Origin of the sequence: Stenotrophomonas indicatrix (genome assembly GCA_041545745.1) — a bacterium.
Lineage (GTDB): Bacteria > Pseudomonadota > Gammaproteobacteria > Xanthomonadales > Xanthomonadaceae > Stenotrophomonas > Stenotrophomonas indicatrix_A.
On record CP168152.1, the window covers coordinates 2,663,403 to 2,687,066 of the forward strand.

The window sequence follows — 23,664 nt, forward strand, 5'->3', positions numbered from 1 at the left end:
GGAATACACAATGGCTCGTGCCCTGACCCTGACCACCCTGGTGGTCGCCACACTCGCGTTGCTCGTTTCCGGCTGGACCGCTTGGAACCTGCATCGCAGCCAGTCACCGCAACGCGTGATCGAAGCGCGCGGCCTGATCATCCACGATGCCAGCGGCCAGCCGCGGGTGATCCTCGGTGCACCGGTCCCCGATCCCCTCAGCCAAGGCCGCCCGCAGGGGCCGCGTGCCACCCCCTTGTCCGGCGTGATCCTGCTCGGCCCCGATGGTTCCGAGCGCGGCGGCTACGGCACCAGCGACCGGGGTGGCGAAGCCCTGCTTACCCTGGACGATGCCACCGGCACCACCGAAGTCTTCAAAGTGGTCGCCAACCCGGACCGCGGTGCCAGCCTGATGGTCAAGCACCAGAACAACACCGGCGCCATGCTGAGTTCCTGGCAGGGCAAGCCGGAGCTGGTGTTCCTGGACGACAGCGGCCAGTCCTACTACGTGCGACCCGGCGCCAGCGCCGCGCCCTGAGCACGCTCAGCGCATCACCGCCGCCAGGTCATCGGCCAATCGCCGTTGCTGCGCCGGGCCGAGTGCCGCACAGGTGATGCGCAGCCCATGCGCCGGTGCAGCCACGGCAAAGACTTCACCTCCACGCACATGCCAGCCACGCGCGGCCAGCGCCAGCACCTGCGGTGTGCTGTCGGCCGGCAGTGGCAACCACAGATTCAGGCCTTCCATCGGCACGGGTGTCGGCAGCCCGCGCGCCTGCAACAGCGCCTGCAGACCCTGCAGCCGCTGCTGGTAGCGCTCACCGGCCGCGGCGACCTTCGCTCGTTGCTGCGCCGACTCCAATACCGCACTGACCGCATCCTGCAACAGGTGGCTGACCCAGCCGGTGCCCGCCGCCAAGCGCAGGCGCAGGCGCGCCGCGGTCTGCCCATCGCAGGCCAACCAGGCCACGCGCAGGTCCGGGCCCAATGCCTTGGACAACGAACGCAGCAGCGCCCAACGCCGACCGTCCATCGGCAACACCGAGTGATAGGCCTGTTGCGAGAGCAGCACGTAGTGATCGTCGATCAGCACCGCCACCTGCGGATAGCCGGCCAGCAATTGGCGAAGCGCACGCGCACGCTTCGCATCCAGGCTGGCACCGGTGGGATTGTGTGCGCGTGGGGTCAGCAGCACCGCACGTGCGCCGGCATCCAACGCCTGCCGCAGTGATTCCACCTGCATGCCGTGCGCATCCACCGCCACCGGCAACGGCGCATGCCCGGCCGCACCGAGTACGTTGAGGCTGCCCAGGAAACAGGGATCCTCCACTGCGATGCGGTCCCCCGGCAGCAGCCACGCCGACAACAGACGCTCGATGCCATCGACCGCGCCATGGGTCAGTTCCAGCGCATAGCCCGGCGGGCAATCGGCATCCAGCGAGGCCTGTGCCAGGCGTTGCATGCGTGGATCTACCGTCTCCACCCCATACAGGCGCGAGGTCGTCGCAGCTACGCGCAGGCTGGGCAGGCAGCGCGGATCCGGATTACCGCCGGCCAGATCATGCAGGGCCAGTCCCGGCGCACTGCCCTCGCGCGCCATCGTCGCTGGCAGGCCGCGCACCACGGTGCCGCGACGCCCTGCCGTACTGGCCAGGCCCGCCGCGTCCAGCCGCTTGTAGGCGGCGGCCACGGTATTGCGGTTGACCTCCAGCTGATCGGCCAGATCCCGCACCGGCGGCAGCACGCTGCCCGCCGCCAGATGGCCACTACCGATGCCCTCGCGGATGCTGTCGAAGATCGCTTCGGCGCTGCTCCCGGTGATTTTCATTTTGTCCTATGCCAAACTATCTCTTGTCCTGTGCCAGTGTATCCCACCCTGGCCACCCCGCACCGGAGGTGCCCCATGTCCCTCGCCCCCGCCGACTGGCCCGTCGCCCAGTCCGTCGAACAGATCGCCGCCAACCTGGTCACCGTACGCCAGCGCATCGCCAGCGCCTGCGCCCGCGCCGGTCGTGATCCGGCCAGCGTGCGCCTGCTGCCGGTCAGCAAGACCGTCGATGAAGCGCGCATCCGCATGGCCGTCGCCGCCGGCTGCCACGAACTGGGTGAGAACAAGGTGCAGGAGGCACAACGCAAGGCCGAGGCCATGGCCGACCTTGGCGTGCACTGGTCGGTCATCGGCCACCTGCAGACCAACAAGGCCCGGTACGTCGCACGCTTCGCCAGCGAGTTCCAGGCGCTGGACAGCCTGCGCGTGGCCGAGGCGCTGCAGCAGCGACTGCTGCTGGAGGACCGCACGCTGGATGTGTTCGTACAGGTCAACACCTCGGCCGAGCCCAGCAAATACGGCCTGGAACCGGCTGCGGTGGCCGACTTCGTGCATCAGCTGCCCGCCTTCGACCGCCTGCGCGTGCGCGGCCTGATGACCCTGGCCATCTTCACTGCGGACGTGGAGCGTGTACGCGCCTGCTTCGTGCGCCTGCGCGAGCTGCGCGACCAGTTGCAGCAGACGGCACCGGCTGGCATCGACCTGTCGCAGCTGTCGATGGGCATGTCCGGTGATTTTGAAGTCGCCATCGAGGAAGGCGCCACTGTCGTCCGTGTCGGCCAGGCGATCTTCGGTGCACGCTCCACGCCCGACAGCTTCTACTGGCCCACCCCGGGAGCACCGGCATGAAGCGCGCCGTTGCCCTGCAGCACGTAGCCTTTGAGGACCTCGGCATCCTGCAGCCGCTGCTGTTGGCGCAAGGATGGCAGGTGCAGGTCCTGCAGGCAGGCGTGGATGCACTCGATACCGCTGAAGATGCCGATCTGCTGGTAGTGCTGGGGGGGCCGATCAGCGTCAACGATGAGGCGGCCTATCCGTACCTCGCCGTCAGCATCGCGTTGCTGCAGCGTCGGTTGCAACAGCAGCGGCCGACGCTCGGCATCTGTCTCGGCGCCCAGTTGATGGCGCGCGCACTGCACGCTGGCGTCGCCCCCACCGGTGGCAAGGAAATTGGTTTCGCACCGCTGCTGCTCACCGATGATGGCCAGCGCTCGCCGTTGCAGGCATTGCAGGGCATCCCGGTGCTGCACTGGCATGGCGAAGCCTTCGAACTGCCGGTGGGCGCACGCCGCCTCGCCAGTACGCCCGCCTGTCGCCACCAGGCCTTCGCCATCGGCCACCACGCCCTCGCCCTGCAATGCCATCCCGAGCTGGACGCGCGCCAGTTCGAGCGCTGGCTGATCGGCCACGCGCTGGAACTGGCCGAGGCCGGCATCGATCCCGTCGACCTGCGCACGCAGGCCCGGCGCTATGGCGGGCCTCTCGCCGCCGCGGCGACCGCGATGTTCCATCAGTGGCTGCACGAACTTCCGGAGACCCGCCCATGCACTACCGCCTGACCATCCAGCACAACGGCATCCATTGGGGCCATGTCGACTGCGACGGTCCCAACGCGCTGCAACGCATCGATGCCATCGCCGCGCGCCTGCCCGCCGCCGAAGGCTTCACCCTGCAACGGCAGAAGGGCATCGGCGAGGAGCGCATCCTCTCCAGCACTGCCGATGGCCTACGCGTGCTGGCCGCACAGATCCAGTACCGCGATCTCTGACCATCGTGCTGGTAGTGCCGGCCGCTGGCCGGCACCCGGCGCGAGAACACGTTTGCCGGCCAGCGGCCGGCACTACCCGGCTACCCACTCCCATGTGATCTGGACGGGCCGCGTTGATCGACGTTCCCCGCACGTTGCAGGCGACCAGCATCTAACTCCAGCAATGGCGCTCGGATGTAAATGATTCTCTTTTACTGTAAGGTAATGCCGCTGCCCTTGCCGCCGCGGGCTGTTCCCTTCCCCAGCCTTCGCCCGCCCCGTGCCCACGCCTGTCGAATCGACGGATGTCGCGCAGCTGTGCGCCGCCCATTACCGGCCGCTGCACGCCCACGTCCGTCGCAAACTCCCACAACGCAGTGACGCCGATGATGTCGTCCAGGAAACCTGGCTGCGTGTCGTCAAAGTCGCCGCCAGCGGCCTGCTCAGCAATGGCCGCGCCTATCTGTACCGCGTTGCCCATAACCTGATCGCCGACCACTATCGCCTGATCCAGCGGCGTCGCGAAGAGGCCTTGGACGACGCGCAGCTGCAGGCCATCGCCGATCCCGCCCCGTTGCCCGAGCAATGCCTGCTCGATGCCGAACAGCTGCGTCACCTCGATGCGATCATCGCCGCCCTGCCGCCGCGCTCGCGCGAGGTGTTCCTGCTGGCGCGCGTCGAACAACTCAGCCTGGCCGACATCGGCCGCCAGCTCGGCATCAGCCGGCAGACCGCGCATGGCCATCTGCTGCGCGCGCTGGTGGCCCTGCAGCAGGTGCCTACCGCATGAGCCAGGATCCGATCGCCCGCGAGGCGGCGCGCTGGTGGCTGCATGCGCACGACGAACAGCGCGACGAAGCCGCCTTCGCTCAGTGGTACGAGGCCGATCCGCGCCATGCGGCGCAGTACCAGCACCTGTTGCAGCTATGGCAGGCCGGTGCAGCACTGCCGAGCCTGCAACGGCAACAGCAGCGTCGCCAGCGCCGGCAACTGCGCGAGGCCGGCATCGCCGTGCTGCTGCTGTGTGCGCTCGGCCTCTACACCCGGCACAACGCCCTCCCGCCGGAACAGACACTGCGCACGGCATCAGGCGAAATCGAAGAGGTGCGCCTGCAGGACGGTTCTCGCCTGCAGCTCTCGCCGGACAGCGAACTGGGCGTACGCATCGATGCCAACCGGCGTGCGCTGCAGCTGCGGCACGGCCAGGCCTGGTTCCAGGTCGCACCTGATCGCGACCGTCCGTTCCAGGTGCATACGCCGCACGGTACGGTCACGGCCCTGGGTACTGCCTTCGACATCGCGGTCAGTGGCGATGCCAGCATCGTGACCGTCACCGAACACCAGGTCCGCGTGGACAGTGGCACGGGCAACAGCGAAGCGGCCGCCGGCCAGCAGCTGCGCTTCGACGGCACGGCACCCTCGGCCGCGCTTGCAGCAGCCCCGGCGCAGTTGGCATGGCGCGAACGCCGGCTGGCCTGGGTCTCCGCGCCACTGGCTGATGTCGTCCAGGATCTGGATCGCTGGCACGGCGGCCGCACCTGGATCGCCGGCGACGCACTGCGACGGCAGCCGGTCACGGTGCTGGCCGGCGCGGATACGGCCGCGCGCAGCCGCGACCAGCTGGCCGCCGAGCTGCACGTGCGCGTCGTCCGTATCGGGCCCAACCTGCAGGTGTGGCTGCCGGCGAAGGCATCGTCCGATGCGCGCTGAACGCATCGACCCTGACATTCGGGCCACTGCTGCGTCTTCCCAGGGTGACGACGCACTGCGTCACTCCCTGGAGCCCACGATGCTGTCCCACCGCCCCCTTGTTCTTGCGCTGTCTCTTGCCTGCGCCGGTATCGCCCCCGTGCTTGCTGCCACCGCGCAGGCACAGACCAGCGCAACCCGCCGCTACGACATTCCCGCCCAGCCGCTGGTCACCGCGCTGGACGCCTACAGCCGCCTCAGCGGCGTCGATCTGGTGATCGGCCGTGCCCTGTCGGCCAAGCAGAGCGCACCCGCCCTGCAGGGTGACTTCGACGACACCCAGGCATTGGCACGGCTCCTGACCGGCAGCGGCCTGCGCGCGCGCTTCATCGATGCCCGCCGTGCCACCCTCGAACCGGCGCCAGCCAGCACCGACGACGGCAGCCGCCAGACCGGCCCGCTGCGCGTACAGGGGCGCACCGCCCATGCCATTGCTCCAGGTACCGGGGCGAGCCAGTACATTGCGGCCACCCAGGATGGCTTCGCGCCGAAGATCGGCAGCGAGCGGGTCGCCATGGCCGAGCGCCAGGACGGCAACAGCCTGCTGCGCTCGATGCCCGGCACGCACAGCTTCCACTCACGCAGCCAGCCCGGCCTGCAGGTCAACATCCGCGGCATGACCGGCGCTGGCCGGGTCAACACCATGATCGACGGCGTCACCCAGACCTTCCGCAACAACGCCGGCCATGGCTCGGGCGGCCCGTTCGCCTACGTGGACCCTTTCCTGTTGGCAGGCGTCGACGTACAGCGCGGCGCGGTCAGTGGTGGCGACGGTGCCGGTACGCTGGCCGGCAGTGCCAACTTCCGCACCCTGGCCATCGAAGACGTAGTCTCCGATGGCCGCGAGTGGGGTCTGCGTGCTGGCTACCGGCATGGCAACAACGGCTATGGCAGCGGACGTACCTTCGCCGGTGCCTGGCGCCACAGCGAAGACGGTGGCGATCGCCAGTTCGGCCTGTTGGCAGCAGCCAGCAGCAGCCGCAGCAGTGAGTACGCAACGTCCCGTGGCCAGAAAAACAGCGCCGACCCCGGCAGCCAGCAGCCCAGCAGCTGGCTGCTGAAGGCGCGCCTGCAGCCCAGCGACCAGCACCGCCTGGACCTGAGCCACATGCGCTATGAAAACGACTTCTACCACAACTATCCCTGGCAGATTTCCGCGCGCAACCAGCGCGCCAGCTATCACTACACGCCCTACTCGCCGTGGATCGACCTGCGCGCCAGCTTCGCCGCCAACAAGACCCGGCTGTTCTATCCGCCGGTGGAAGATTCCAGCTACATCGGCCGGCGTACCCACAGCAGCCTGAGCAGCTGGAACGTGGACAACACCAGCCGCTTCGACATCGGTGCCGTACAGGCGCGCTGGAACACCGGCATCAAGCATCAGTCGGACATCTTCGTTGCCGATACCCCCACCCTGCGCGGCGCCAACCCACAAGGGCGCAGCCAACTCGACAGCGTGTTCACCACGCTGGAGCTGCAGTACGACATCTACGCGCTGTCGGCGGGCCTGCGCCAGGACCGCTACGGCATCCGTGGCCACGTCCCCACCTGCTCGGATGTGCCTGGGCAATGCCTGGAGATCGGGGGCGGTGGCATCGACGTGGATCGCACCCAGCATGCCCTCAGCCCCAGCCTCTCGCTGTCGGTGCAGGCCACCGACTGGCTGCAGCTGTTTGCCGAAGTCTCGCGCACCTCGCGGCCGCCGCGCGTGCAGGAGATGTTCTTCGAGAAGATCCCGCTGGAGGGCATGAGCGATGCCGATGGCGTCGGCGCCAATCCCTTCCTGCGCCGCGAGCGTTCGCGCAACCTGCAGTTCGGCGCCAACCTCAGCACCAGCTCGCTGCTTGTCGACGGCGACCTTGCGCAGCTGCGCCTGACCCGCTTCGACAACCGCATCCGCGACTACATCAAGCCGCAGTACCTGCTGATCGTGCACCCGCCGGAAGTCGAACCGTTCGTAGTGCCGATCGACAGCGACCCGCAGCTCAACGCGTGGACCGACAGCCTGGACGTGGACGACTTCAGCACCACCACGCGCTGGATGAACCATCCCGGGGTGGTGCGCATGCGCGGTCTGGAACTGGAAGCGCACTACGCCAGCGAGCACTACCACGCCACCCTCAGCTGGACCCGCTCGCGCACCAGCGCGCCGGCCATCGAATTCGTCAACCTGGAAGACATCACCGCCCTGCCCGACCGTTACTGGACGCTGGATGTCGGCGGCCGCTGGTGGCAGCAGCGCCTGCAGGCGGGTGTGCGCGCCGAGTACTCCGGCCCCACCGAAGAGGGCTACGACTTCTTCCAGACCCGCAAGACCGGCGGCACCGGCGTGCTGCTGGACTTCTACGCCAGCTTCAAGCCACAGGCCAACACCACGCTGTGGCTGAACATCGAAAACCTGCAGAACAAGGCCTATGACAACAACGCCTCCATCGACAGCATCTTCAGCCCGATCCTGGACCGCGGCAACGGCCGTGGCCGTACCGTCTCGGTGGGCGTCAATGTGGCGTTCTAGCCGGCGCTGGCTGGCGCTGGGGCTGATCGCGCTGGCGGCGGCAGCCAGCGCGCAGCCGATGCCCGGCAAAGTGATCGATCTGGCCAGGGGCAAGGAACTGGACCAGGCTGCCTTCGTGCAGCGCGTTGCCGCTACCGAGCGCGTGCTGCTCGGCGAGCGTCACGACAGCGACGCCGACCATGTCGCCGAACGCTGGCTGCTGCAGGCATTGCAGCAGCGGCGTCCGCAGGGTGCGCTGGTGCTGGAGATGATCGCCAGCGAACGCCAGCCCCGACTGCAGCGCGTGCAGCGCTGGCTGGACAAGGGCCATCAGGTCGAACCGCAGCGCCTGGCCGAACTGCTGGACTGGGATCCCCGCTGGCCTTGGACACGCTATGGCGGACTGGTGCAGTTCGCCGTCGACAGCGGCATCCAGCTGCATGGCAGCAACCTGTCGCGCGCTGACGTCAATACGCTGCTGGTGTCATCGCCCGAGGTGGTGTTCCCGGCCGACGGCGCACGGCAGCGGTTGTCAGCGGTGGTGCTGGCCCAGCACGCCGACGCTGCACCCATGCTCGGTGGCATGCTCGCCGTTCAGCACGCACGTGACACACGGATGGCGCAGGTGCTGATGCAGTCGCCGGCCCCCGCCCTGCTGGTCGCCGGCCGCTGGCATGTGCTGCGTGGCACCGGCGTACCCGGCTATCTGCCAGCCGCTGAGCCAGCGCTGGTGATCGCGCTGGCATCGGCCAACGAAGACGTGGCGGGTGACGACGCCGACCTGTTGTGGGTGGTCGGCGATGAGTGAGCGTCGGCAGCACTGGCAAGCGGTGACGATCAGCATCGGGCTGCACCTGCTGCCGTTGCTGCTGTTCGTCCACTGGGTGCCCACCCCGCCGCTGCTACCACCGCCGGAACAGGACGTGCGCATCAGCCTGCGCCTGCTGGCACCGGCCACGCCACCGCAGCCGGTGGAAGAACTGCAGTCCGAACGTCCCAGCCAGGCACAGCAATCGCGGGCAGCCGAAGCGCGGAAATCACCCCCACCACCGCGCGCCACGGCAGCACCCGAAGGCAACCTCGCCGCCAGCGAGAAGAATGGCGACGGCCACCAGCCCTTGCCCGTGGCCCCGCCTGCGGCCGCGACCGATGCCCGTCCAGCACCGGCATCGATCACGGCCGCGCCGCCCGCCCCGGACGCACCACCGGCGGACTTCCAGGCCGGCGCCGCCAGCGACCAGTGGGAAGCCCGCCTGATGGCGCGGCTGGAGCGTTACCGCTACTACCCCGCCGTAGCGAGGTCGCGGCGCCAGCAGGGCACCGCATGGGTCAGGGCCAGCATCAGCCGCGACGGCCACCTGCTGGCATTGCGCCTGGAGCAGCCCAGCGGACAGCCGATGCTGGATGAAAGCGCGCTGCAGACATTCCGCCGCGCGCAACCTCTGCCCCGGATTCCAGACGAACTGCCGGCTCCGCAGGAACTGGTGGTGCCGGTGGAGTACTACCTGCGCTAAGCGCTGTAGGCCTCGGCCTCGATCTCGAACAGCATTCCGTCCAACGCCAGCCGCGGCACCGGAATCAGCGTGCAGGTCGGTGCCGGGCGATTGGCCCAGCGTCGCCGCACCTGGCGGGCGATGATGCCCAGGCGATCGTCATCGTGGTCGACCACCAGGATCCGCAGTCGCGCAACATCGGTCAGATCCGCGTGGGCCGAGCGCAGCGCGGTCTGCAGATTGTCCAGTGCCTGCGACACCTGCTCCTCGAAGCTGGGCGACAGGATTCCCTGGTCGTCTTCGCCGCCCTGCCCGGCGATATGGATCACACGCGCTGGCAGTCGCACCACCGCCACGTGCGAATATCCGTTGGCACTGGGATCGTGCAGGCCGGGAGGATCGAACAGATCCAGCAGGCCATGACTGAAGTCCGGAGTGGTCAGCAGGTTCATACTGCATGCCTCGTGGGGAATGCGAGGCAGTCTGCGACCTCAACTGCTGTTGAGGTCAAACCCATTGCATGCAACAGAGCGGTCCACCGCGCGCAACGATCGGCAGCAACAACATCACGTCCACGCCGGGTCCGCGGTGAAATCGATCGTCAGCCAGAACGTGCTGCCCCGCGCGTCCATCCTCACCGCGATCTCATCGCGCATCGCATCCACCTCGCCCACCGTGCCCAGCGGGGTCGACGGCAAGGTCAGGATGTGGATCTCGATGAACCGCATGCGCCCCATCTTCGCGACGTGGCTGGTGAAGCCGGCATAGCCATGTTCGGCCACGAACGCCTGCATCACCTGCTGCACGCGCTCGTCGAGGTCATCGGGTGCCACCTGCAGCACTTCCCGCATGGCCTTCCACGCACTACGCGCTGGCACCGGCAACACCGCCAGGCTGATCAACGCCAGCACGATCGAATCCAGATACGGCACCCAGTGGTGCCACTGCCCACCGTGCAGCGCCAGCGCCAACATGAACGCCAGCACCACCGCCAGGCTCATCAATCCACCCAGCAGCCAGCCACGCACGTCCAGCCACAGCAATGCCGACTGCAACCTACGGGCACGCTGGGCCACGAACGCGGCCATGCCCAGGTTGCTGGCACTCAGCAGCGCCGCCCACCAGAGGGCGGGCCCGAATTTCACTTCGTGCCCGCCGGTGGTCAATCCAATGACCGCGTTGGCCAGCGCGTATACACAGGCCAGCGACAGGATCACTCCTCCCAGCGCCTCGACCATCGGCTCCAGGTGCCAATAGCCGTACTGGAAGCGCGGGCTGTGTTCCCGCGCCACCAGCCGCAGCACCGACAACGACACCAGAGTCAGGGCCACGTCGACCAGGCTGTAGATGCCATCGAACAGGATGGCCTGCGATCCCACCAGCAGACCACCGATGAAGCCGACCGCGCTGACCGCCACGGTGACCCCGATCGAGAACTTCAGGATGCGTTGCTCGCGCGCGGTATCCATCGTTCGCCGAAGGGCCGACCGTACCGGCTCAGGCCTTCAGCACCTCCACCTTGTAGGACGGCACGTCGCCATCACGCTCGATGATAAGGCCATGCACGTCCGACTCGAAGCCCGGGAAGCGCGCGTTCTGCTCGCGGGCGATGCGCAGCGACTGGATGATCGGCTCGTCGCGGTCGCCGAAGCGCTCGCCCGGCATGATCGTCGGGATGCCCGGCGGGTACGGCACCAGCATCGTCGCAGCGATGCGGCCGCTGACCTGCTCGATGTCGACCCGCTCGATCTCGCCCTTCACAAGGTGGTTGTAGGCATCGGCCGGAGTCATCACCGGTGTCGGCAGGTCCACGTACATCTCACGCATCACCTTGGCCACCGCGAACTCCTGGTTGAACGCATGCAGTGCGTCACACAGGTCACGCAGGCCCCAACCGGCATAGGCATGGGGGTAGTCGGCAGCCAGCGACGGCAGCGCCTGGGTCAGCGGCGCGTTGAGGTCGTACAGCTCCTTGAACGCCATCAGTTCGGTAACCAGCGTGCTCCACTTGCCCTTGGTGATGCCCATCGAGAACAGGAACAGCACCGAGTACAGGTTGGTCTTCTCCACGGTGATGCCACGGCCCCACAGGAACTTGCTCAGCACCGCAGCCGGGATGCCCTGCTTGCCCATGCTGCCGTCCATCGACAGGCCCGGGGTCAACAGGGTCACCTTGATCGGATCGATCAGCACATAGTCATCGACCAGGTTCTCGAACCCGTGCCAATGCGCATCGGGCTGCAGGTACCATTCCTCGCGCTTGGCGACCAGCGGCGCCGGCGTATCGCCCTTGTCCAGGCTGCGCTCGACCTGGGTCGGCTGCCATACGCTGAACCACCAGTCATCGCGCCCCAGATCGTCGCGTACGTGCAGCATGGCCCGGCGGAAGGCAATCGCCTCGTCGTGCATTTCCTGCACCAGCGAACGACCGGCATCGCCCTCCATCATCTTCGAGGCCACATCGCACGCTGCGATCACCCCGTAGTGCGGGCTGGTCGAGGTATGCATCATGAAGGCCTCGTTGAAGCGCTCGGCATCCAGGTCGCGGCTGGCGGAATTGCGCACATGGATCATCGACGCCTGCGAGAACGCCGCCAGCAACTTGTGGGTGGAGTGCGTGGTGAAGATGATCGCATCCTGCTCACGCGGCTTGCCCTTGGCCATGCCGTAGTGGTTCTCGTAGAACGGATGGAACGCGGCATAGGCATACCAGGCTTCATCGAAATGCAGGAAGTCGACCGCGCTGCCGATCTCATCGGCGATCTTCTCGGCGTTGTAGCACAGGCCGTCGTAGGTCGAGTTGGTCACCACCGCGATGCGCGGCTTGGAGCCGGCCCGGTAGGCCTGGCTGGCCAGCGGATTGGCGGCGATGCGCTGCTGCAGCGCTTCCGGGGTGAACTGGTCCAGGCTGATCGGGCCGATGATGCCGTGTGCGTTGCGGCTGGGCGTGAAATATACAGGCACCGCGCCGGTCATGATCAACGAATGCAGCAGCGACTTGTGGCAGTTGCGGTCGACGAACACCACGTCGCCGCGGGCCACGGTGCCGTGCCATACGATCTTGTTGGCCGTCGAGGTACCGTTGGTGACGAAGAAGGTGTGGTCGGCACCGAAGTTGCGCGCGGCCTCGTCCTCGGCCTGCTTGATCGGGCCGGTGTGGTCCAGCAGCGAGCCCAGTTCCGGCACCGAAATCGACAGATCGCTGCGCAGCGTGTTCTCCCCATAGAACTGGTGGAAGGCGCGCCCGACCGGTGACTTGGTGAAAGCCACGCCGCCGGCATGGCCCGGCGTATGCCAGGAATAGTTCGACTCGGCTGCATGATGGATCAGCGCCTTGAAGAACGGCGGCAGCAGGTTCTGCATGTAGTCTTCAGCCGCACGCATCACCTGCCGCGAGATGAAGCTCTTGGTGTCTTCGAACAGGAAGATGAAGCCGTGGATGTACTTGAGCAGCTTGCTCGGCACCTTCTCGATGGTGCGCCGCTCGCCGTACAGGAACACCGGCAGGTTGGCGCGGCGCGCACTCTGTTCGCGCAGGAAGGCGGTCAGGCGCTGGAACTCGCCTTCGACCTCCTCGCTGCCGTCGATCGAGATCAGCACCGCCGAAGCGGCCACGTAGGTACGGGCGCCGGCACGGGCATCGTCCAGGTTCAGGCCGCACAGCACGCGCTGGTCATTGCTGCGCAGCTCTTCCACCAGCGCACGGATGAGGATGCCGCCGATGCGCGGCGAGTCGTAGTCACCGTCGATGACGATGACCGGATAATCCAGGGACTTGAAATACACGTTGATTCTCCTTGTCTAACTCAGGAACGCTGGGCGCCGGACGAAATCGCCGCCGCCGCGCGGGACCGCTGCCGCTGCTGGCGACGCTCCTCGCTGAAGAAGGGATAGAACACGGTGATGAACAGCACGAACAGGAAGGCGTACTGCACGATCGTTCCCGACGAGCCATAGATCGCCCACAGGCAGTACACGACCGTCAGGCTGGTCAGGGTCCAGAACGCACCGGTGTGCACCAGCGTGTGCGAACGCTCCACCACGAAATAGCAGGCCACGCATGAGTAGATGTACGGCAACAGCGTCAGCACCACCGCCGCCGAGGTGATCACGTCGAACTGGGCCGAGGCAGTCTTCGAGGTGGAGGTCACCAGCACCGCCAGAGTCATCAGCACCGCCACGATCAGCACGCCCTTGACCGGCACGTCGTCCTTGTTGGTCTTGCTGAAGATGCTCGGGAACAGGCCATCATCGGACGCTGCCTTGGCGCTCTGCGCGGTCAGCAGGATCCAGCCGCCCAGCGAGCCGGCAGCGCCGACGAAGGCACACAGGCTGACCACCGCACCACCCCAGCCACCGACGGCCTTGGCCGCTGCCAGTGCGAACGGTGCGTCGGAGGTCTGCAGTTCACCGTTAGGCACCATGCCCATGATCACCGACGAGCTGGCGATGTAGGCGATGGCGGCCAGGAACACACCGGCCAGAGTGGCGCGGGCGACGTTCTTCTCCGGGTTCTCGACCACGCCGGCGGTCACCGACGCCGATTCCACGCCGATGAACGCCCACAGGGTCAATGCCGCAGCACTGGAGATCGCGCCGAAGTTCGATTCGCCGGACACGTTGTACGCGCCCTTGAAGATGTCGGCATCAAAGAAGAACCAGCCGAAGATGGCGATGCCCAGGATCGGCACCAGCGCGAAGCTGGTGGTGACCGTCTGCACGCGGCTGACGAATGCCGGGCCGATCATGTTGGCAAAGCTCAGCGCCCACACCAGGATCAGCACCGCGATGCAGCGCACCAGCGGCTCGGACAGGATCGGGAAGAAATAGCTGAAGTAACCCACCGCCGCGATCGGAATGGCAACGTTGCCGATCCAGTTGGCGAACCAGTAGATGGTGTTGGTCTGGAAGCCCATGTAAGGACCGAACCAATCGCGCGCATACGCATACGGGCCACCCGCCTTGGGCGCCAGCTTGCCGAGCTTGGCGAACACGAAGGCCAACAGCAGCGCACCGGCCGTGGTGATCAGCCAACCCCATATCGAGGCGGTACCGATCTTGGCCAGGCTGGAGGGCAGCAGGAACACCCCTGAGCCCATCATGTTGCCGGCGACGAGGAAGGTGGCTCCGACCACCCCGATTTTCTTTGCTTCTGCCATGACAATCTCCTGTACCTGGCATGGGCCCGGTGAACCCGGGCGTGGGGAATGGCTACGCTGGCGTGCTGCCGCTGGCGCCTACTTGATGAAGTTGTATTGCAGGCTGCCCTGCACCCGGACCGTGTCGCCGCGCGCGCCACCCTGCTGCTGCAAGCGGCCGTACAGCAGCTCCATGCCCATCGTCCACGACGGTGCCGGACTCCAGATCAGGTTGAACACGCCGTAGCGGCTTTGCCGGAACGCATCGGTCGGCAGCGCTGCGTTGTGCTCCAAGGTCAGCTGGCCGTAGATCAGGTTCGAGCGCCACAGATCCGACCAGTAATGGGTGTAGCCGACGAAGCCACCGTGCAGGTCCAGCGCATCGATGCGTCCATCGGCCCCTACCACGGCATCCAGACCGGAGCCGGTGAGATCGGCGGTGTAGCGGCTCAGACCGCGACCGCCCAGCGCGCCGAACAGCAGCAGATCGCGTTCCCCCACCGAGGCCGAGCCACTGAGCTGCGCGCCACCGGCAACGACGCGGTCACGACGGGTATCGCCGTCGTAGGCCAGATTGCGCGCCACGACGCCCAGTTGCAGATGGCCCCAGTCGCGCTCCATGCGCGCGATGGCACTCACATCCGGCAGTCGATTGACCGCCGCCATCGCATCGCTGGCGCCGGCCAGCTCGGTGTCCGGGTCTTCGGCGGCCAGCGTCAGGGTGTTGCCCTTGCCCAGCGCAAAGCTGTGATGGATACCGGCCACCAGCAGGTAGCCGGCGCCGCCGGGGCCAGCAAAATCCAGCGTGTCGGGCAGGCTGTCCGGATCCATGAAACTGGAATAGCCATAGCCTGCGTAGGTATTGCCCAGCTGGCCGTAGGCATGGCGCAGGCGGAATTCATAGCCATCGCTGCTGCCGAAGAAATCATTCTCCAGATAGAAGCGCAGGTTGCCGTGCGTGGTCGGTCGCCGCGCCTCGAAGCTGAAACGCGTCTGCTTGGCGTGGATATTGAAGTTCGAAACATCGCGATGGCTGCCGCCCACCGGCATCGACGAAGGAATGAACTGATCCTCGTCCCCTGCCCCGCGCGAATCCGCAATCGCATCGAGCTTGGCATAGCCGCCAATGCGGATCACGGTGTCGGTGCCAGGAATGGCGAAGAAGCCTTTCAGATCCGGATCGGTGGGGCCGGCGGCGCTGTCTGGGCGCGAGGCTGCCGTTGAAGGATCGGCCACCGATTCACGCTGTGGCAGCACAGGCTGCGCGACGCCAGGTACCTGGGTGGGGTGAAGGCTGCCGCTGGTGGTTGGCACATTCAGTGTCGCCTGCGCTGCAGCGGGCATCGGCGGCGACGCGGCAACGGGAGCCGCAGCCGCATGCTCTTCGCGCCGTTCAAGCCGGTCCAGACGCTGCTGCATGCCTTCCAGCGTCTGTCGCATCGCGTCGATCTCGCGACGCAACGCCTGCGCATCGTCCTGAGCATGCAGCGGCATCGCTGCCATCGCCGTCAGAAACCCCAGACTCAGTACCGCCAAGCGCATTGCATCCTCCCTGGACTGAAACTCCCGCTGTCCGGCCGGGAAGCACGCGAGCGCTGCCCCGACCTCAACGAGCCGTTGCTGGAAATGCAGGTACTTCGTGGACGACCGTCGCCAGCCTGGACGTTGCAGGCAACAGGGCAATGACACTGTCCCGATTGCCAACACTGCGCCGGAGTCGCTCCTACTGCAGCAGTGCTGCCGAAGGGGTGGCGACCGCAGGGGTCTGGGTAACAAGCGCTGGGTGAGAGTGTCGTGAATGGCATGCCGCGCACGCCCTCGCGAGGGCGTGACGTAGGCGGCATCCATCGCGCAGTGACGCTGTATTCCATGCGCCAAGGCTAGTTCGATTGTCGTTTTTGGCCTTGATTGGAATCAAAGCAAAATGCTTGATGTCAGTCACTATTCAGACGTGACATCCGTTCGTGACCTGCGCAGCCCTCATCGCCGGAACTGTCGCAGAAAGCAACAGGCCCACACGTTGCCATGCGGGCCTGTCGCTCAGTACAGCATGTCGGGGGCCTCAGCGCGGGCCGAGTACCATCTGCAGATCGTTGCCCTGCGGAAGGCCGGCACGTCGCTGCACCTGGCCCTGCGCATCCTGGAACAGGATGCCAGGCGTACCCTGGAAGCCCATCTCCACCATCAGAACCTGGTTGGCGTCCAGTTTCGCTGCGATCTCCCGGCTGATGTTGGGCAGCGGCTTGATGCCACCACGATCAAACTGATGCTCGTTCTCCAGCAGTGCCGCACTGGGATCGTGTGCGGCCATGATCGCCGCCGCCTTGGCCGGACTGTCCTCACGGATCACGCCGACCATGATGTGGCGCAACTGCACTTTTCCTGCGTCGACCCAAGGCCGTGCCGCCTCCCAGAATTTGTGACAGTAAGGACAGTTGGCATCACTGAAGGTGTACACCACGCGCGGCGCATCGGCCTTGCCATCACGTACCCAGGCACTGGTCTCCAGTTTGCTCCACATCTTGGCCGACATCGGCGCGGCAACCAGCTTCTCCAGCGTCTCGGCTGCAACTTCGTTGCCCTCGGCATCGAACAGGCTGCCCACCAGCACATGCTTGCCATCGGCGGTCACGTAAGCCGCCGCCGGCTGCTGGCCGCCAACCATGCCGGCAAAACCGCGCAGGCCACCCGGCGCGTCGAATTCGGAGACCACCTCGAAGCCATGCTTCTCGATGCCCTTCAAGACGGCCGGCAGCTCGCCCTTCTTGGCGGTTGCCGATGACGAAGCTGTTGCCGGCGCAGCGGCATCCTTGCCCGGCGGGGTCTGTGCCTGGCTGCAGGCAGCCAGCGCCAACATGGCCGGCAACATCAGCGTATGCGCGATGCGCGGGGAAATCGACAACATGGAAACTCCGTAGTGGGATGCCAGCGCAGGCTACCGCAGCCGGCGCAGTTTGTGTTCGAGACCGGCCTGGGTCAGTTCACCGAGATGCAGTTCCTGCAACCGCCCCTGCGCATCGAAGAAGAGCGTGGAAGGAAAAGCCCGGACATCCAGCGTGGTCGAGGCAGCCGAAGCCTCATCCAGCAGGACGTTGCCCAGCACGATGTGTTCAGCGGCAAGAAAGGTCTGGACCTCCTCAAGCGTCTCGCCCTGGTTGAGGAAGACGAACTGGATGCCAGCATGCTTCTGCTGGGCCCTCGCCAGCACCGGCATCTCCCGGCGGCACGGGCCACACCAGCTGGCCCACAGATTCAGCACCAGCGGCTTGCCATGAAACTGCTGCAGGTCAATCGCCCTGCCCTGCAGGTCGGCCACCTGCAGTATGGGCAGCGGCATCTGCCGTGCCTGCCAGTACGCGAGCCCTTGGCTTGCCCCACCCCACAACAACAACCCAACCAGCGCACTTGCCAGCACCGGCGCCCGCAACGGGCGCTGCCTGCGCAGCCGCCACAGCGCCCAGGCAAAACCAGCGCCAACAACGACGGGCAGGTGGTACCCGCCATCGGCAATCTGCAGCACGCTCCAGGGAGCTTCACGATAGAGACTGAAATGCGCTGCGACAAAGGACAGCCGGCCACACAGCAGCCCCACCAGCAACATGTCCAGCACCATTCCGGCCGCGGGTGGCCGGGCTAGGCCAGGCTTGCCACGCGACCAGATCCGCGCAACGGCCATCGCCAGCAGCAGGAAGATCAGGATCAACACCACCGGCATCGGCACCGGCCCAACACTCGACATCAGCTCACCCGCTCTCGCCTGCACAGACCCGCATGTTCAAAGCGTCGTGCCCGCGATGCAAGCACGACGCATTGAACATTGTTCATCAAGCGGCACTGCGACCCAGCTGCGTGCCCGGCGAGGCGCGCAGCCCCCGCAGGCTGCCGGCCACAGCAGGCGTCAGCGGACGATCGCGGCGTTTGCTGCTGACGTGGCGACGATAGTTGGCGGGCGTCATGCCGACAATGCGCAGGAACAGCCGACGGAATGCGCTCTGATCGGCGTAACCCACACCCCAGGCAACTTCGTCGATGCTGGCGCCCTGCTGCAGCAACGTCTGCGCCTTGGCCACGCGCAGTCGCTGGCAGTACTCGATGGGCCGCAGCCCGGTCGCCTTCAGGAAACGACGCTGCAGGGTCCGCGGTTCCAATCCGGCGATCTCACAGATCGCCCCCAGCGTGGCCCCACGTGCAGCCGTGGTGTGCAGCCAGCGCTGCGCCTTCAGCACGTCACGGTCGCCATGGGCGAAATTGGCACTGAATCGCTCGAGATCCTGCTGGATCCCAACCGGGACCACTATTCCCAACTGCTGTGCCACCGCGCTGGCCACGCCCTGGCCATGCAGCCGGTACAGCAGGCGCAAGCCAAGGAAGCGCCAGGCCTGGGCGCCGCCCACGGTAAGCAGATCGCCGTCATCGACCAGCGCCCGCTCACTGGGCGCCCAACTGCCGACCTGCACCTGCAGCGCCGGATGGCGGTTGAGGTCAGGGCCGGACACCGTACGCCCGGTCAGCAGACCGGCCCGCGCCAGCACACTGACCCCGTCGCCTGCGGCGGCCAGCAGGCTGCCGCCGTCGTAGTGGGCCCGCAACCAATCCAGCAGGACATCCTCGGCCCGCACCGACGCGCTGGAACTGACCTGACCCGGCAAGGCGATAACCGCAGGAATTGCCGCATCCAGCATCTCCGCACCGGCAATGCGATGCACCCCGGTGTTGCTGGCGGGCACAATCCAGCGGGTAACCAGCACCCGTTTGCAGGGTCGGCGCTGCTGCTGCGCCAGACGATTGGCGACGTGCGCCATTTCGGCAAGCACCGATGCGGCCGACGGGTCGCCTCCGGGGTATTCAACCACCGCAACCTCGACGAATCCTTCGTTCCTGATTCCCTCCACTCCCCACCTCCTCTTCCGGTTCAGGCCGTCGAGCGGCCAGTTCAGGCGCAGGGTAGGAACTGCTTTGCCCCGGGGGCTATGAAGAAAGTTGCAAAGTGTGCTGAATGGGCGACGCGAGCAAAGCCTTGACTCTTGACCAGAGTCCAGGGATGACTATGCACTGCAGGTCCAGAGGAGTCCGCCGTGAACATTGGTCAGTTGGCACGCCAGGCCGGGGTCCCCATCGACACCGTCCGCTACTACGAACGTCAGCAGCTTCTGCCCACTGCGGCACGTTCGGCAGGTGGCTACCGCATCTTCGGCGAGCAGGATCTGCGACGCCTGCGCTTCATCCGCCGGGCAAAGACTCTGGGCTTCAGCCTTGATGAGATCGGTGAACTGCTTTCCCTCAGCGATCATCCTCCGCAGGACATGGGCAGCGTGCGTGACACCGCGCGAGTACGCCTGCAGGACATCGAACTGCGGATGGCGGAGCTGCAGCGCATGCATGGCGCCCTCTCCCAACTTGTAGATGCCTGTCCCGGACATGGCGCGCTCGCCCAGTGCCCGATCCTGGCCGCGCTGGCTGGGGAAGACCGCTGAACCCTTGGTGTCGGCGGCGCGACATCTGCTGTCCGGCATAAGGAAAACGCAGCTGCGCCATCGCGCGTGCTACGTGAAGAAATGTGCAACAAAGCGCTTGCCAACCCACGGAGGCACAGCTATTATTTCGCTCCTCAGCGACGTGGGGCCATAGCTCAGCTGGGAGAGCGCCTGCATGGCATGCAGGAGGTCAGCGGTTCGATCCCGCTTGGCTCCACCATACTTTCGGCATTAGGCCGTCGAAAGGTCGCAAAGAACATTGATGAGATCTGCGTCCCCATCGTCTAGAGGCCTAGGACATCACCCTTTCACGGTGGCGACCGGGGTTCGAATCCCCGTGGGGACGCCACTCATCATGAACAACGAGGACCCGGCCGATAACCGGGTCTTTTTTGTTCACCGCCCACCGGCATTCAGGTTGTGGCGTCGGAACGCTCCCTGCCCTTGTGGCCATGAACGATTCGATGAAAAAGCTTCAAAAAAAAGCTTCCACAAATGTGAACAGGCAGGTATGATGGGCGGCTCGGTAACACGGGGCCATAGCTCAGCTGGGAGAGCGCCTGCATGGCATGCAGGAGGTCAGCGGTTCGATCCCGCTTGGCTCCACCACTTTCGACATTAGGCCGTCGAGAGTTCTACAACTTGAAGTTTTTCGTGCGTCCCCATCGTCTAGAGGCCTAGGACATCACCCTTTCACGGTGGCGACCGGGGTTCGAATCCCCGTGGGGACGCCAGTTTCAAAAAGGACCCTGCTCCCAGCAGGAATCCGAAGTTTCATGGGGCCATAGCTCAGCTGGGAGAGCGCCTGCATGGCATGCAGGAGGTCAGCGGTTCGATCCCGCTTGGCTCCACCACTTTCGGCATTAGGCCGTCGAGAGTTCTACAACTTGAAGTTTTTCGTGCGTCCCCATCGTCTAGAGGCCTAGGACATCACCCTTTCACGGTGGCGACCGGGGTTCGAATCCCCGTGGGGACGCCAATCTTTGAAACCCCGGCTTCGGCCGGGGTTTTTCTTTGCCTGCGATTCTGCGGTGACCGCAGCTCAGAACCGGCGATACATGCCGATCGAGGCTGGCGCGGTCGCCGCAAAGCCAAACTGCGCATACAGCCGATGCGCTTCGCCATCGGCCAACAGACTCACATACGCCGACGGCGGCAGATTGCCCTGCATCCAGTCGCTCAGACGCTGCATCACCGCCTTGCCCAGACCCTGCCCCTGCAGACGCGGCAGCACGGCGATATCGCAGACCTGCAGGTGGCAACCGCCATCGCCGATGATCCGGCCCATCGCTACCAGCTCGCTGCCCTGGTAGGCACAGACGCCGAAGACGGTGTTGGGCAATGCCCGCGCCGCCGCCTCATGGGTCTTTGCACTGAGCCCGGCCAATGCGCGCAGCTGACAGTAGTCCTCGACCGTCGGCACCGTCTCGCGGAACTGGATCGTCTCTGGATGATTCATGCAACGTCTCCTGGAAGGTCGAGCTATCCTGCCGCATCCTCGTCGCAGCCGCTGCGACCTATCTTCCGGCAGAGCCCCATGTGCTATTCCGCCCTGATCCGCGCCGATTACGCCAAGCTGGTGCGCGAGTTCGGCGCCATCCTCTCCCTGGAGGAATTCGCAGAACTCTATGCGCATGATCCCGGCAAGAAACGTCCAAAGACGCCCAAAGCCATGGACGACGGATTTGCTGGTGCGCGCACCGAACTGGGCCGCGACATCGTGGCGAAAATCCAGCAATGGCACGCACAGGAGCGGCAGCAGCTGCAGGCCGAGCTGGAACGGCAGCTTGAACGTCGCGACATCGCCAATGCAACCCTGGCCACCCGACCCACGCAGAAGGCGCGCAATGACCTGCGCGTTGCCGGCAACCGCATCGACCGCGCGCAGGCACGGCTGGACGACCTGCACCGGGAACAGCTGCTGCCACGTGACAACCGTATTTTTCCCGGCACCTACGCACCGGTGATGGTCAGCGAGAATGGCCGGCGCGTGATCAAGCCGATGCGCTATCAATGCCGGCTTCCGGACAAGCCCGCGCGTAACGATGTCCTCTATCCCGGCACCTACAACGCGCGACGGGACAGTCTGGAAGGCTATTGGCGCGGGGCCTTCGGGCTGCGCCATGGCGTGGTGGTGGTACAGGCCTTCTATGAACACGTGCCTCGCCATGCCATTGCCGGCCGCACCTTGCGCAATGACGAGCAGGCACAGGACGTGGTGCTGGAATTCCGCCCCGACCCGCCGCGCGACCTGCTGCTGGCCTGCCTGTGGGCGGAATGGGACGGTCCGGAAGGCCGCCTGCTGTCTTTCGCTACCATCACCGATGGACCGTCCATCGATGTCGCCGCTGCCGGCCATGATCGGGGTGTACTTCCGATCCGCGCCGAGCATCTGGACGCATGGCTCACCCCGGATCCGGACGACCTGGCTGCGCAGTACGCCATCCTCGACGACCGCGAGGAGATCCGTTACGTCTACGAGGAAGCCGCCTGAGCGGCTGGATCAGGCGTTGGCGCTGGAGCGCCCCACGGCGCGGACCAAGGCCTTGGACAGTTCCGCCGACAGATAGGGTTTGATCAACAGCACGCCGGATTGCATCGCGACCGGCAGTTGTTCGGCGGCCATGCCGGTGGCGAGCACGAACGGCACGCCACGCGCGGCCAGCGCCGCAGCAACCGGTTCGCTGGTCTCGTTGTGGGCCAACCGGTAATCCAACAGGGCCACGTCAGGGGCGGCCTCTTCCAGCAGGCGCAGCGCCTCGGCGACGGACGCGGCCAAGCCGACGACCAGAGCGCCGGACTGCACCAGCTGCATCTGCAGCAGGGCCGCACTCATCTCGTCGTTTTCGACTACCAGTACCCGCAGGTCCTGCAACGCTGACATAGGCTATCGCTCCTTGCCTGTTAAGCGTTGCCAGTATAGCCAGCGGCCAGCCGATACCGACAATTTGGGGCCGTTTCAGCTCCGTTCGCCCGCACCTCTATGAACACCCGCCGGGCTCGGGTACACTAGCCCGCTGCTGCCGGTGTGGCGGAATGGTATACGCAGCTGACTCAAAATCAGCCGGGGGTGACCCCATGAAGGTTCGAGTCCTTTCACCGGCACCACGATCAAAGGCCAGGTCTACGACCTGGCCTTTGTCGTTTCCGGTCTTGCCCTGCCCGACCGACGCCGCCGACACTGGAGCGATGGCATTGCACTCCACTCCCTCCCTACCCCCAGCGTTCCAGGCTCACCTGCGCGAACTGCTCCTGCAGGACGCGGGCGCCTGGTCGAACTACCTGTCGCTGCCGGGCGTGATCGAGCACACCAGCTGGGGCGATGTCTCTGTAGAGGCTTTGCAGCGGCAGATCGTCGACCATGCGCGCAACGCGCGATGCCGCCGCTGGGCGATCCTCGACGGCGACGACCAGCTGCTCGGCACCGTCGGCCTCAACGACATCGACATCGAACACCACCGCGCTGAACTGGCCTACGACCTGTCCCCTGCCCATCAGGGACGTGGGCTGGCGACCGGGGCGGCCCGCGCGGTCATCGCCTGGGCCCATGCCGCACTGGGTTGCGTACGCATCCAGGCCACCGTACTCGACAGCAATCTGCGATCCATTGCCGTGCTCGAACGCGCAGGCATGCAACGCGAGGGGTTGCTGCAGTCGTATCGCCAAGTCCGTGGGCAGCCGCGCGACTTCTGGATGTATGCGCACACTCTCCCGCAGCTGCATGGCGGCCAGGGCGACGACCGCGCCGCCCCATAGGCCGAC

General features: G+C 66.0%; 23 protein-coding genes and 7 tRNA genes. 19 read left to right on the forward strand and 11 right to left on the reverse strand.

The annotated features are described in order from the left end of the window. Window positions 1–10: 10 nt before the first annotated feature. A complete protein-coding gene (locus ACEF39_RS12145) occupies window positions 11–517 on the forward strand; it encodes a hypothetical protein (protein ID WP_500285232.1) in 507 nt (168 codons plus the stop codon). Between the two features lie 6 nt (window positions 518–523). Here the strand turns inward: ACEF39_RS12145 and ptsJ are convergent, their stop codons facing one another. After that, window positions 524–1,807 carry a MocR-like B6 salvage transcription factor PtsJ gene (gene ptsJ / locus ACEF39_RS12150; protein WP_500285233.1) on the reverse strand — a complete coding sequence of 428 codons (1,284 nt, stop codon included), beginning with the start codon at window positions 1,805–1,807 and terminating at the stop codon, window positions 524–526. Between the two features lie 75 nt (window positions 1,808–1,882). Between ptsJ and ACEF39_RS12155 the strand changes: the two genes are divergently transcribed. From ACEF39_RS12155 to ACEF39_RS12190, 8 genes are all read left to right on the forward strand, one after another. Then, on the forward strand, window positions 1,883–2,656 hold the full coding sequence (locus tag ACEF39_RS12155) for a YggS family pyridoxal phosphate-dependent enzyme (protein WP_500285234.1): 774 nt from the start codon (window positions 1,883–1,885) through the stop codon (window positions 2,654–2,656). Next, window positions 2,653–3,366: a glutamine amidotransferase gene (locus ACEF39_RS12160; protein ID WP_500285235.1), complete on the forward strand. Its 714-nt coding sequence runs from the start codon at window positions 2,653–2,655 to the stop codon at window positions 3,364–3,366. Before ACEF39_RS12155 ends, ACEF39_RS12160 begins: the two co-directional genes overlap by 4 nt. After that, window positions 3,351–3,575 carry a hypothetical protein gene (locus ACEF39_RS12165; RefSeq protein ID WP_032975245.1) on the forward strand — a complete coding sequence of 75 codons (225 nt, stop codon included), beginning with the start codon at window positions 3,351–3,353 and terminating at the stop codon, window positions 3,573–3,575. The genes ACEF39_RS12160 and ACEF39_RS12165 overlap by 16 nt, the downstream gene beginning before the upstream one ends. 259 nt (window positions 3,576–3,834) lie before the next feature. Next, window positions 3,835–4,344 carry an RNA polymerase sigma factor gene (locus ACEF39_RS12170; RefSeq protein WP_165377443.1) on the forward strand — a complete coding sequence of 170 codons (510 nt, stop codon included), beginning with the start codon at window positions 3,835–3,837 and terminating at the stop codon, window positions 4,342–4,344. Then, entirely contained in the window at window positions 4,341–5,264 is a 924-nt protein-coding gene (locus tag ACEF39_RS12175) for a FecR family protein (protein WP_500285236.1), read from the forward strand. Before ACEF39_RS12170 ends, ACEF39_RS12175 begins: the two co-directional genes overlap by 4 nt. A 79-nt stretch (window positions 5,265–5,343) precedes the next feature. Next, window positions 5,344–7,818, forward strand: coding sequence for a TonB-dependent receptor (locus ACEF39_RS12180; protein WP_500285237.1), 2,475 nt, complete (start codon window positions 5,344–5,346; stop codon window positions 7,816–7,818). Continuing rightward, window positions 7,805–8,605, forward strand: coding sequence for a ChaN family lipoprotein (locus tag ACEF39_RS12185; protein ID WP_500285238.1), 801 nt, complete (start codon window positions 7,805–7,807; stop codon window positions 8,603–8,605). The genes ACEF39_RS12180 and ACEF39_RS12185 overlap by 14 nt, the downstream gene beginning before the upstream one ends. Then, on the forward strand, window positions 8,598–9,311 hold the full coding sequence (locus ACEF39_RS12190; RefSeq protein ID WP_500285239.1) for an energy transducer TonB family protein: 714 nt from the start codon (window positions 8,598–8,600) through the stop codon (window positions 9,309–9,311). The genes ACEF39_RS12185 and ACEF39_RS12190 overlap by 8 nt, the downstream gene beginning before the upstream one ends. Here ACEF39_RS12190 and ACEF39_RS12195 read toward each other — a convergent pair. From ACEF39_RS12195 to ACEF39_RS12230, 8 genes are all read right to left on the reverse strand, one after another. Beyond that, a complete protein-coding gene (locus tag ACEF39_RS12195; RefSeq protein WP_500285240.1) occupies window positions 9,308–9,742 on the reverse strand; it encodes a RidA family protein in 435 nt (144 codons plus the stop codon). The two genes, ACEF39_RS12190 and ACEF39_RS12195, sit on opposite strands and share 4 nt — an antisense overlap. 114 nt (window positions 9,743–9,856) lie before the next feature. Further along, entirely contained in the window at window positions 9,857–10,759 is a 903-nt protein-coding gene (locus ACEF39_RS12200) for a cation diffusion facilitator family transporter (protein WP_500285241.1), read from the reverse strand. A gap of 28 nt (window positions 10,760–10,787) precedes the next feature. Then, complete coding sequence (locus ACEF39_RS12205) at window positions 10,788–13,076, reverse strand: Orn/Lys/Arg family decarboxylase (protein WP_500285242.1); 2,289 nt, start codon at window positions 13,074–13,076, stop codon at window positions 10,788–10,790. 20 nt (window positions 13,077–13,096) lie between these two features. Continuing rightward, the gene (adiC, locus tag ACEF39_RS12210) at window positions 13,097–14,449 is read right to left on the reverse strand and encodes an arginine/agmatine antiporter (RefSeq protein WP_500285243.1); all 1,353 of its coding nucleotides are present in this window, start codon (window positions 14,447–14,449) and stop codon (window positions 13,097–13,099) included. A gap of 78 nt (window positions 14,450–14,527) precedes the next feature. Next, window positions 14,528–15,970, reverse strand: a complete 1,443-nt coding sequence (locus ACEF39_RS12215) for a DcaP family trimeric outer membrane transporter (RefSeq protein WP_500285244.1) — start codon at window positions 15,968–15,970, stop codon at window positions 14,528–14,530. 520 nt (window positions 15,971–16,490) lie between these two features. Beyond that, entirely contained in the window at window positions 16,491–17,333 is an 843-nt protein-coding gene (gene dsbG / locus ACEF39_RS12220; protein ID WP_500285245.1) for a thiol:disulfide interchange protein DsbG, read from the reverse strand. A 30-nt stretch (window positions 17,334–17,363) separates the two neighbouring features. Beyond that, the gene (locus ACEF39_RS12225) at window positions 17,364–18,167 is read right to left on the reverse strand and encodes a TlpA family protein disulfide reductase (RefSeq protein ID WP_500288018.1); all 804 of its coding nucleotides are present in this window, start codon (window positions 18,165–18,167) and stop codon (window positions 17,364–17,366) included. A gap of 85 nt (window positions 18,168–18,252) precedes the next feature. Beyond that, window positions 18,253–19,320 (reverse strand): GlxA family transcriptional regulator, encoded by a 1,068-nt coding sequence (locus ACEF39_RS12230; protein WP_251474520.1) that lies wholly within the window; start codon window positions 19,318–19,320, stop codon window positions 18,253–18,255. Window positions 19,321–19,503: 183 nt separating this feature from the next. On the opposite strand from ACEF39_RS12230, the gene ACEF39_RS12235 reads away from it, so the two are divergent. From ACEF39_RS12235 to ACEF39_RS12265, 7 genes are all read left to right on the forward strand, one after another. Then, window positions 19,504–19,902, forward strand: coding sequence for a heavy metal-responsive transcriptional regulator (locus tag ACEF39_RS12235; protein ID WP_500285246.1), 399 nt, complete (start codon window positions 19,504–19,506; stop codon window positions 19,900–19,902). 144 nt (window positions 19,903–20,046) lie between these two features. Beyond that, window positions 20,047–20,122 (forward strand) — tRNA-Ala (locus tag ACEF39_RS12240). Window positions 20,123–20,175: 53 nt separating this feature from the next. Continuing rightward, window positions 20,176–20,251, forward strand: a tRNA-Glu gene (locus tag ACEF39_RS12245). 184 nt (window positions 20,252–20,435) lie between these two features. Beyond that, window positions 20,436–20,511, forward strand: a tRNA-Ala gene (locus tag ACEF39_RS12250). 49 nt (window positions 20,512–20,560) lie between these two features. Further along, window positions 20,561–20,636 (forward strand) — tRNA-Glu (locus ACEF39_RS12255). 44 nt (window positions 20,637–20,680) lie between these two features. Next, window positions 20,681–20,756 (forward strand) — tRNA-Ala (locus tag ACEF39_RS12260). Between the two features lie 49 nt (window positions 20,757–20,805). Beyond that, window positions 20,806–20,881: transfer RNA gene (locus ACEF39_RS12265), tRNA-Glu, on the forward strand. A gap of 63 nt (window positions 20,882–20,944) precedes the next feature. Here ACEF39_RS12265 and ACEF39_RS12270 read toward each other — a convergent pair. Then, the gene (locus tag ACEF39_RS12270) at window positions 20,945–21,361 is read right to left on the reverse strand and encodes a GNAT family N-acetyltransferase (RefSeq protein ID WP_500285247.1); all 417 of its coding nucleotides are present in this window, start codon (window positions 21,359–21,361) and stop codon (window positions 20,945–20,947) included. A 78-nt stretch (window positions 21,362–21,439) separates the two neighbouring features. Here ACEF39_RS12270 and ACEF39_RS12275 point away from each other — a divergent pair, with 78 nt between their 5' ends. Further along, window positions 21,440–22,396 (forward strand): SOS response-associated peptidase family protein, encoded by a 957-nt coding sequence (locus tag ACEF39_RS12275; protein ID WP_500285248.1) that lies wholly within the window; start codon window positions 21,440–21,442, stop codon window positions 22,394–22,396. Window positions 22,397–22,405: 9 nt separating this feature from the next. On the opposite strand, the gene ACEF39_RS12280 is transcribed toward ACEF39_RS12275, so the two are convergent. Then, entirely contained in the window at window positions 22,406–22,786 is a 381-nt protein-coding gene (locus tag ACEF39_RS12280) for a response regulator (RefSeq protein WP_100460341.1), read from the reverse strand. A 138-nt stretch (window positions 22,787–22,924) separates the two neighbouring features. On the opposite strand from ACEF39_RS12280, the gene ACEF39_RS12285 reads away from it, so the two are divergent. Together ACEF39_RS12285 and ACEF39_RS12290 are read left to right on the forward strand one after the other, a co-directional pair. Then, window positions 22,925–23,010: transfer RNA gene (locus tag ACEF39_RS12285), tRNA-Leu, on the forward strand. Between the two features lie 81 nt (window positions 23,011–23,091). After that, complete coding sequence (locus ACEF39_RS12290; RefSeq protein ID WP_500285249.1) at window positions 23,092–23,658, forward strand: GNAT family N-acetyltransferase; 567 nt, start codon at window positions 23,092–23,094, stop codon at window positions 23,656–23,658. The last annotated feature ends 6 nt before the right edge of the window (window positions 23,659–23,664 follow it).